Annotated in this window: 10 protein-coding genes and 2 pseudogenes; 4 read left to right on the top strand and 8 right to left on the bottom strand. The window is 44.2% G+C overall.

Going from position 1 to position 9,366, the window contains the following annotated elements:
• Window positions 1–88: 88 nt before the first annotated feature.
• Window positions 89–1,363, bottom strand: a complete 1,275-nt coding sequence (locus G4V62_RS18360) for an ABC transporter substrate-binding protein (protein ID WP_165204997.1) — start codon at window positions 1,361–1,363, stop codon at window positions 89–91.
• Window positions 1,364–1,605: 242 nt separating this feature from the next.
• Here G4V62_RS18360 and G4V62_RS18355 point away from each other — a divergent pair, with 242 nt between their 5' ends.
• Window positions 1,606–2,016 (top strand): helix-turn-helix domain-containing protein, encoded by a 411-nt coding sequence (locus tag G4V62_RS18355; RefSeq protein ID WP_165204995.1) that lies wholly within the window; start codon window positions 1,606–1,608, stop codon window positions 2,014–2,016.
• The gene (locus tag G4V62_RS18350; RefSeq protein WP_165204993.1) at window positions 1,994–2,362 is read left to right on the top strand and encodes a helix-turn-helix domain-containing protein; all 369 of its coding nucleotides are present in this window, start codon (window positions 1,994–1,996) and stop codon (window positions 2,360–2,362) included. Before G4V62_RS18355 ends, G4V62_RS18350 begins: the two co-directional genes overlap by 23 nt.
• A 7-nt stretch (window positions 2,363–2,369) precedes the next feature.
• On the opposite strand, the gene G4V62_RS20955 is transcribed toward G4V62_RS18350, so the two are convergent.
• The 7 genes and pseudogenes from G4V62_RS20955 to G4V62_RS18315 form a co-directional block, all read right to left on the bottom strand.
• Window positions 2,370–2,627, bottom strand: coding sequence for a TetR-like C-terminal domain-containing protein (locus tag G4V62_RS20955; protein WP_376768331.1), 258 nt, complete (start codon window positions 2,625–2,627; stop codon window positions 2,370–2,372).
• 185 nt (window positions 2,628–2,812) lie between these two features.
• Window positions 2,813–2,941, bottom strand: a pseudogene (locus G4V62_RS20950) (TetR family transcriptional regulator); the annotation flags it as partial.
• Window positions 2,941–3,660, bottom strand: coding sequence for an MBL fold metallo-hydrolase (locus G4V62_RS18335; protein ID WP_246218529.1), 720 nt, complete (start codon window positions 3,658–3,660; stop codon window positions 2,941–2,943). The pseudogene G4V62_RS20950 and the gene G4V62_RS18335, both read right to left, overlap by 1 nt.
• A 458-nt stretch (window positions 3,661–4,118) precedes the next feature.
• Window positions 4,119–4,997: an SMP-30/gluconolactonase/LRE family protein gene (locus tag G4V62_RS18330; RefSeq protein WP_165204987.1), complete on the bottom strand. Its 879-nt coding sequence runs from the start codon at window positions 4,995–4,997 to the stop codon at window positions 4,119–4,121.
• A 60-nt stretch (window positions 4,998–5,057) separates the two neighbouring features.
• Window positions 5,058–6,050, bottom strand: a complete 993-nt coding sequence (locus G4V62_RS18325) for a zinc-dependent alcohol dehydrogenase family protein (RefSeq protein WP_165204986.1) — start codon at window positions 6,048–6,050, stop codon at window positions 5,058–5,060.
• Between the two features lie 413 nt (window positions 6,051–6,463).
• Complete coding sequence (locus tag G4V62_RS18320; RefSeq protein WP_165204985.1) at window positions 6,464–7,591, bottom strand: anti-sigma factor; 1,128 nt, start codon at window positions 7,589–7,591, stop codon at window positions 6,464–6,466.
• A 256-nt stretch (window positions 7,592–7,847) separates the two neighbouring features.
• Complete coding sequence (locus G4V62_RS18315; protein WP_165204984.1) at window positions 7,848–8,393, bottom strand: DUF420 domain-containing protein; 546 nt, start codon at window positions 8,391–8,393, stop codon at window positions 7,848–7,850.
• Window positions 8,394–8,796: 403 nt separating this feature from the next.
• Between G4V62_RS18315 and tnpA the strand changes: the two are divergent.
• Together tnpA and G4V62_RS18305 are read left to right on the top strand one after the other, a co-directional pair.
• Window positions 8,797–9,192: pseudogene (tnpA, locus tag G4V62_RS18310) on the top strand (IS200/IS605 family transposase).
• Window positions 9,193–9,203: 11 nt separating this feature from the next.
• Window positions 9,204–9,366, top strand: a 163-nt coding sequence (locus tag G4V62_RS18305; protein ID WP_165204983.1) for a helix-turn-helix domain-containing protein, incomplete at its 3' end; no start/stop codon positions are given.

Genomic DNA, 9,366 nt, shown 5'->3' with positions numbered 1-9,366 from the left:
TCCCTTTCTGCATGATGGACACAGCGCCAATCTCCATTTTTTCACGAAGTCCTCTCCTTTTTACGTTAAGATCCTTCGGTAATTTCCCTCACTTCTTTTTCCATCTGCTCAATGCCCTCTTCAATCGATAGCTGACCGGCGAGGACGGCAGATAAGCTAGACTGAAGGGCCAATGAGATTTTGGATAGTCTGGGCTGACAGGTCTCGGCACGACGCCGCGGAAAACATCATCAAGCTCTGTCAAAAATGGATTGGTCTCTTGCAATCTTTCGTTTTCTAGCACACTCGGTCTCGTCGGGCTAAAGGCGAGATCTTCGGCATACTGCAACTGACTTTGTTCACTCGAAAGAAAGTTGGCCAGCTTAAATGCAGCCTCTTTATGCTCAGCATCTTTCGCTACCATAAACTGATAGCCTCCCATTGTAGAGGCACTCTGCCCGTTATCAAAACGCGGCAACGGCGCAACGCCTACTTTCCCAACGACATTTGACTGCTCTTCATCTTGGGCAGACGACCAAGCGTACGTCCAATTACGCATGAAAATGGCATTGCCATCTGTAAACACCGTACGGCTTGGCTCTTCATCAAACGTCAGAATAGCCTCAGGCGAATGACCGTTATCAAGAGTTTGCTTCATCAGATCAAGCGTTTGGTTCATTTCAGGCGTATCGATCGTCGGCTGTCCATTTTCATCTAAAAGAGAACTCCCTGTCGAGCGTAAATACTCGACAAAATTACAGACGAGTACTTCAGATTGTTTTGCCTGCCAAACGAACTGTTCCAGATCAGGGTCCCCTTCACTTGCCTGGATCGCTTCAGCGGTTTGCAATAACTCCTCCCATGTTTCCGGAACGTCATATCCATGCTTGTCTAGCAAGTCCTTCCGATAGTACAGCAGTCCACCGTCTACGTACCATGGTACCGCCATCAGTTGTCCATCATATGTCAACGCTTCAACAACACCATCATAATACTCCGATTTTTCGACATATTGATCTGCTGGTTCGACCCAGCCCGCTGCTGCAAATTCCGGAACCCAGATGACATCACCGGTAAAAACATCAATCTCATTTTGCTTTGATTGCAGTGACGTTACGAGATATTGATGGATCTCCGTACTCATCGCCGGCGCAGGCATTTGATTCACTTCGACTTTGATCTCAGGATTTTCAGCTTCAAATTCCGCAATCAGATCAGTCCATGAATCTTGTGCATACGTTTTAATCCCTGCAAAATGAAGCGTAATCGGCTCTTCACTTGCCGCTTCTTCATTTGTAGCCTCTGTCTCTGCTGGCTGAGATTGGCAGGCAGCCAATAGGAGCAACACAACTAAAAAGAATAGAGAACGCTTCCACCTAAACAAATACGTTGTCCCCTTTCACGTTATAAACTTCGTGCACCGTTGATCAACGCTATAGCACACCGTTATTATAGTTACTATTATTTATAATTTCAATTGATAATTCCCTTATTGGTACACAAAAAGCCACAATAGCTCAGCTCTTCTTTTACCCTAAGTATACTTATAACTGACACGACTGTTGCAGGAAGTAAGAGATTGTTCCAGAATATTGATTTTTAACCCTTTTATAAGGAGTCGATGCTATGAAAACGTCTTTTGCCGAACGGCTCCGCGAGATTCGCAAGAGCCGCGGCTGGAGTCAGGAGGAGTTAGCAAACTTTCTAAAAGTCTCAAAAGCAACCATTAGCCAATACGAGACAAGTAGAAAAACACCTGAAATCCAACGGTTTATATATATGGCCAACGAATTAAATGTCTCATTGGATTATTTAGCAGGGCGTTCATCCGCCCCCCATTTACCCATCCGGCCAGCTGATCAATTCTCACGTTTAAACCAATATTTTATTGGCAAGCAACAGCCTTCACCATTCTCACCTAAATTATGGGGGGAATTATCTGAAAAAGATACATATGCTGCACTTAGCTATCTACGCTGGCGGTTACATATGCATAGAAAGGAAGAGAACAATCATGGAGCTCGGAGAACGGATTAAACAACTACGGAAAGCAAAGCAATGGACTCAAGAAGAGCTTGGGGAAAAAGTCTACGTGTCTCATATGTCCATTTGGGGGTACGAAAAAGGCAATCGACTGCCTATTTTACCGACGTTAATTGCAATGGCGGATGTGTTTAACGTCTCACTAGATGAATTATTACAAACTGAGCAAACCACCACTGAAGAAGTGTTATGGAATCGCCTGGAAAAGCAACTGTTTGCAGGAGATGACGACACGTCCTTTTTAGATGTAGACACTTGGGCGTCATTACCACAAGAAGAACTAGGACAGATGCGCGACTATCTCGTATGGCTCGCAGCAGAAAAACAGCAAAGTAAATAACACTCGTCTAACCCTCTGCTAGTTTATGCACGCCCGCAAGCCACGTGTCAATCATGAGCTGAAAGCTTTTCTCAGTTGAAATCGGGTAGCCAAACGCCTGCCAGCGTTCTAAATGCAAAAAGCCGTAAACAGCACTGCGAAGCCCCCGAATGAAATGAACCTCCATGTCAACACCAAGCCGATACACTGCCAGCTGCTTCTGAAAAAGCTCCACTGTTTCCTGGGCGACCCTTTGCACGTCCGGATCGTGGATTTCAGGAGACATTGAAACAGCAAAAACTGACCTGGCGAAGTGTGCGCAAACGTCGCAAAAGCGTTCGCCATCGCTCGAATGGCTTCATCGCCTTCCAACCCAGCACTTTCACGTTTTAAAAATGCTTTTAATGCGTGGTGACTGTAAATCGCTAATTGCTTTCGTAACGCACCAAGGCTGTCTACATGGTTATACAGCGATGCCGGTCGAACGCCGAGCCGTCTGGCTAATGCTGCCATCGACAAGCCCGTCTCCCCTTCATCATTTAACAGTTTTAGCGCCTCAGATACAAGCCGCTCATGATCTAAACCGACGCGTGGTGTCATCATGACGCCCCTCCCCATTTTGCTTCTCCTTGAGCAACAGCTTTTTTCATTTTTTCATACGGTTCACGGACCATGCTACCATGTCCTACAGCGAGGAGCTCTGGTTTTAATGAAAGTAAACGTTGAGCCGACTGTAACGCCGTTGGCCCGTGCCACGTCGCCAGCGCTGGAAACGGAAATCGTAATTTGAGAACACCGGATACAGCGACGCCACCGCGCACTTGAAACGCATCACCGACAATTAATTGCCGGGATGCTTTGTTCCACAAGGAAATCGACCCTGGCGTATGCCCAGGTGAGGAAACCACTTCGAAACTGCCAATTCGATCGCCCTCATTGATCAAGCGATCTGGCCGAACGATCATCTGTTTAGGTAAACCACCCCGAACGACACTGTCCTCAGGCTCACCTGGCAAGGTAGAACGATCTCCTTTTAACAGGCGAGCATCCCGCTCCGACATACAAATCGATGCATTTGGATACGCTTCGCTCAGTTTCTCAAGTGCTCCGATATGATCAGAGTGAGCGTGCGTTAAAACAATTGTCGTAAGTGGTTTTTGAAGTTTCGTCACAACGCTTTGAATCGCCTGCGCACTTCCTGGCAGCGCCGCGTCAATTAATGTGAGTTCGTCGGATTCCTCATAGATATAACAGTTGACGGGAAATAACGTCGGAAAAAAGGTCAGTTGATGCAGCATTCCGTCTGTTGTTATGTTCAAAAAATCGCCTCCTTTTTATATCTTCATTATAAAACTAATATCATTAGTTTTAAAGAATAAAATGACAAATATTATACGAATCAAGCTAAAGAAAAGTACTTTGTCTTTGTCTAGGGTACAAATCCATGTCCAAGCAGAGGAACAGCCTTCTTGGATATCCAAATAACTTCATTCACGGCAAGCTCACGTTTTATGGCTCACTGGCTTAAGCAACCAAAGAACGAACGCTACAGTTGCCTACTTTCCAGTGGCGCCTGCTTATGAAAAGGCGTGCCTCGCTAAAGATGCTTATGACCTCCCGCCTGACGCTTTAGCTTCAAGACCGCAAACGACCTTGAAGCTACGGCAATCGATCAATGCGACTCACGTAAAACCTTTTTTTTACTCTAAAGACGTCACTGACTTAGACAAAAAACCGCTCCCAATTCGCAGGAGCAGCTTCGCTTTTTCATATGACATTATCCAAACGTGTACGTAGGGCTTCCCTTAACATCCGCCTCCAAAGTAAACACTCCGCCAGCGTGAGGAAATTGCTTTAAATCGGCTGCACTTGTACCAGTGCGTGCCGACGTAATATAGAGTGTCTTTAAATCAGGGCCACCAAAAACACACGATGTGACATTCAACGCAGGAACGTCGATAAAGTCCAATTGCTTTCCCGTTTGCGGATTCCAATGCGAGATACCGCTCCCTCCCCAATGGGCAATCCACAAGTTGCCTTCCGCATCAATGGTCATCCCATCCGGAAATCCGGCACCTCTGGCAATCGTAATAATGGCCTCACCATTCGTGATCGCACCAGTATGAATGTCGTAATCATAGGCAACGACCTGCTGTGTCGGCGTGTCGATATAATACATTTTTTTCGCATCAGGCGACCAAGCGATGCCATTGGACGTGCCGATGTTATCCAACTTTTTCTTTATGTCTAAAGATGGCTCGAGGCAGTAAAGTGCCCCGTGTCCACGCGCATCCTCTTTTAACCGCATCGTTCCCGCCCAAAACCGACCTGCTGGATCACATTTCCCGTCATTAAAACGGTTGTCTGGTAAATGACTCTCTGGATCACCAAATGCTTCTAATGACTGTGTCTCCCAATCACACATAAAAAAGCCATCCTGCATTGCTAAAACGACACGCCCGTCCTTGCACGGCGCAATGGCTCCGACCATCTGCCCTACGTCCATTGCTTCTTGTTTGTCCGTTTCCGGATCATAGCGATGAATACTTTTTCCTAAAATATTGACCCAATACAGCTTCTGTTCTTTTTCATTCCAGCAAGGACCTTCACCAAGTGCCGCCTGTGCATCAACTAAAAGCTCAACCGTCATAACCAAACCCTCCCCAGTTTATGTAATGTAACGAAAACGCAAAGCTGCCACTGTCTCGCAGCTAACTTACCCTTGTAAAAACACTTTACCTTTACGGTTCGTTTCAGGGTTTTCAAACGCTCTGATTGCCTGCGCCACATCGTAAAGGTTGAATTGCGCGCCACTCCCTTTGAATTGCAGCCTACCTTCAGCAATCAGCCGCATTAAACTGTCAAATGTTGCGTGCCAACGCTCTACCGATACACGATGTTGCCAATGACGCAAATGGAAGATGCTTTGCTGTACGCGCGCCTTCGTCTGAATGTCTGCCCAGTTTACCGGCTGACCAGATAACAAACCGATGGCGAGATAACGGCCACCCGGACGAACAGAGAAAGCCAATGCATTTCCTGCAGAGCCTCCGACTAGATCAATTGCCGCATCGGCGCCTCGTCCATTTGTATGTTTCATCACAGCCTCATACATTGAGCCTTTAGACGTATCAATCACAACATTAGCACCTAAACGAAGCAAAAGGTCGGTATGACGAGAATGCCTTGTTACTGCAATGAGCTTAAAACCGATGATCGTTGCAAGTTGCGCAAACAGATGGCCGATGGCGGAGCTACACGCATTGACCAACAGCACGTCATTGGGTTGTAAAGCGAGCTTCTCAGTGCAAATAAGCCAAGCCGTCACTGGATTGATATACGCTTGCGCAGCGACCGTATTTGAAACGACGTCAGGGACAGCAACAGCCCAATGACTCGGGCAGCGTACGAAGTCCTGCCACGTCCCTTCACCGCACAATGGAAGGACACGCTGACCAATCCATTGCTTCGACACACGAGCCCCGACATCCTCGACGACGCCAACGCCCTCATAGCCAGGAATCGCAGGTAAAGCTGAGCGATGAGCATAAGCGCCATAAATCGGAATCACATCAGAAGGATTGATCGGCCTTGTTAGCATGCGAACGAGAAGTTCATGGTCTTTAGGGGGTTCAATCCGCTTATATTCCAATTGCAGCACGTCACACGGTTTGCCGTAGGTGTCATATGTAATGCAACGAGCTTCCATAACTTCTCCCCCCTCGTCTAAGATGTTCTCACGCAAAACAACGGAAAGCACATGCGATCAAAATGCCTTTCTCCACCATTCGACTTTCCTTTCCCTTACACCTTCTAAAATGGCAAGAGAATGAAGCTCTTTTGTTCGGAAATCGCTGCGTAAATTGATAAATTTTCGAGAAACTAGTTAAGCTGGGATCGTTTTTGCCTTTAACGTTTTGTTTTTACGTGATCCCTCGTCATCCTTATAGAAGCACTCGTAAACAAACACGCGTATGTCATGCCCGCCGCCTCAACCACCTATTCATGAGACAGCCCAGCTTTTGACATTGATTTTGACTGTGACAAAGCTAAATACCCTATGGATAGATTCATGTTGTCCACCTAAAGGTCAATATAGCGCAAAATAAAAAAGAGGCAGCTTCACTCCCTCCAATTCCAGAATCTCACCTCATCAACGGCTAATTCTCTTATCCACGGTTCTTCTTTCAGCTGTAAAATGTCTTTTGTTGGCCCAGTAATGACGACGCCGTAATGCTGAAATCCATTCATGTCAAGGTAATCCATCCGTTCGGAAAGGTTTAAGTTCCCAAAATAAAGGTCACTTGCTTTTCGTTCATACGTTTCTAGGAAAGACAGTGTTTTTAAAAATTGCCGGTGGAGCATTTCATGATCACCTTCAGTATACGACGGAGAAACACTGCCTTCCGATACAACCCGACGACCGAATAACCCCTTTTTCTCTTCTCTTGACGTGACAATCATGTCATCATCATGCCAGATTGGCGAATTCGGAAAACCAATTGGTTCATGAATTATTTTCTCATCCTCTTCTACACCAGTGTCAACAGCCATCCAAATGAGATCCATCTCTTTTTCTGCAAAACGTTGAAAAACCTCATTTGTTTCTAATAACTGAGCAAAAGATACATAAGCTGAGACAACCGTTCCTTCAGGAAGCTGGTCTAACTGATTCCAAGCTGATTCATTTCGTCCCCCAGTGCTAGGGTATGAAAAGGACGGCTTATTGTCCGATATCTTTCCTGCGTACTCTTTGACTGGGTAAAACATCTTTGAAAAAAGGACGTTGACTGTCATTTCACCCGCTTTTATATTTTCATCGCCAACTTTCTTTTTAATATCGCGAGTGGCTTCCATACGAAAAAATGGATGAACATTTGTACTTGTTCCACCTAAATATCCATAGGGGTCGGTAATGGTAAACGTATGGTCAATGACGTTTCTGTACACGTCGATTCGATCCGGCTCTCCCCATGAATAGTAGACCGTTGTGAACACAGTGGAGACAACAGTAAATATTAGAATCATACCTATAATAGAAAAAGCCGTTTTAAATATACCTGACCCTTTCCGACGCCACCATTTTTTTTCACCGACGTACGCATCTTTTGTCTGCTCAATGTTATTTTCTTCGAGAAAACGTTGGGATTCTTCTAGTTTTTCTAACTCTTTTTCAAAATCTTCTAATTCAGTTTCTGTCAGTTCGTCCTTTTTATATGCTTCCAGTTTACTTTTAAAATCGTCACTCACGTTTATCCATCCTCCTTTCTTTTCCACCTATATGATAACAATTCTTTAAATATCTTCCTATACTTTCGACATGAGCAATTTACGACAAGCACCGGTCACAACGACCGACCGGTTGATTACTAAAGCCTTCCCATCATTATATTAATATTTATTCTAGTTTACGAGGTTACTTAAGGGGTAAACGGTACGATTAATCCATTGTTGGCAGAACATCAAAAAAGGCATTCCCTTAAACTTTCAAGGAAACGCCTTTCGTTTAATAATATGGCGAAATCAATACGTAGACGAGCACACCCGTCAAGCTGACGTACAGCCAGAGCGGCATCGTCCAGCGGGCAATTTTTCGGTGCTTTGCATATTCCATATTCCACGCACGTGTCACGGTAATCAAAACGAGCGGTACGATGACAGCGGCTAATACGATATGGGTGATTAAAATGAAGTAGTAAAGACCTGCCATAAATCCAGAACCACCGTGTGACGTGGACGCAGACAAGAAGTGGTACGTCACGTAGGTTACGAGAAATAACGCTGTCGTCGTAAATGCGGCATAAATAAAACGGCGATGAAGTGTTACATTTTTCTTCATGATCGCAATTAAGGCGATGACTAAGAAAATAAATGTAAAGCTGTTAAAAATGGCATTCATCATCGGTAAAATATGCACATCAAACGGAATATCGCCCTCATATGCTGGAAGCCCAGATAGCACAATGACAAGACCATTCACGACAACACTTATTATAATAATCAAAGGAATATAATTTCGTTTCTTCTTTTGTGTGGACTCTTGATACGACATACATTCCTCCCCTTTCTACCTGTATGATAGCACACGTTAGACGATGACATGCTTTTGATGTTTGAAAGGAATGTGACGAATCGGCTTTTCAGGTTTAGTATGTCTTTAAGGGAGAAAAAGATGTAAGCTTAAGAATATCCGCATCAAGACAATTCAGTTCCAGTCCCCACATGATCACAGGTGCTACAAAACAAATATCAGAGTGAATTAGAGGTTTGAGCTTGTATTCAACGATCGACCGCAGATATCGTTTTCTGACAGAAGACGCCCACTTCAAGGAATGTTAGGAGGTTGTCCAATGAGTAAGTGGGAGATGAATGTCGGTTAGGCATCAGCCTAAAAGTTGTTTCTTTTTTGTGCTATGATATCATCAGTCTAATACAAAAGAAAAGCTGAGATTTCGATGAAAATAGATGGTCATAATCATCAGTATTCTTGATGTACTACCACCTTGTACTCGTTGTTAAATACCGTAGAAAAGTCTTTGACGACGACATGTATGACTATGCAAAAGATATGTTTGTAAAGTTAGGCAAGAAATACAACATATCATTAGTTGAGTGGAATCATGATTTTGATCATATTCACATTCTATTCAAAGCACATCCAAACACTGAATTATCAAAGTTCATTAATGCTTACAAGAGTAAGTTCTCGAATGATTAAAAAGGACTTTCCACAAGTAAGAAAAAAATTATGGAAAGAAATGTTTTGGTCAAGAAGTTTTTGTCTACTAACGACTGGTGGCTCTCCCATCAACGTAGTTAAAAAGTATATCGAAAGTCAAGGTCTAAAATGAGGTGAAAAGCAATGTTGGTCAACAAAGCATACAAATTCCGTATCTACCCAAACAAAGAACAAGAAATCTTCATCACAAAGACGATTGGTTGTTCTCGTTACGTATATAATCACTTTTTAGCACGTTGGAACGATACATACAAGGAAACAGGCAAAGGACTCACTTACAATTCAT

Source organism: Litoribacterium kuwaitense, assembly GCF_011058155.1.
Lineage (GTDB): Bacteria > Bacillota > Bacilli > Bacillales > DSM-28697 > Litoribacterium > Litoribacterium kuwaitense.
The sequence above is the reverse complement of the archived record's forward strand: the minus strand, read 5'-3'. Positions and strand labels throughout refer to the sequence as shown.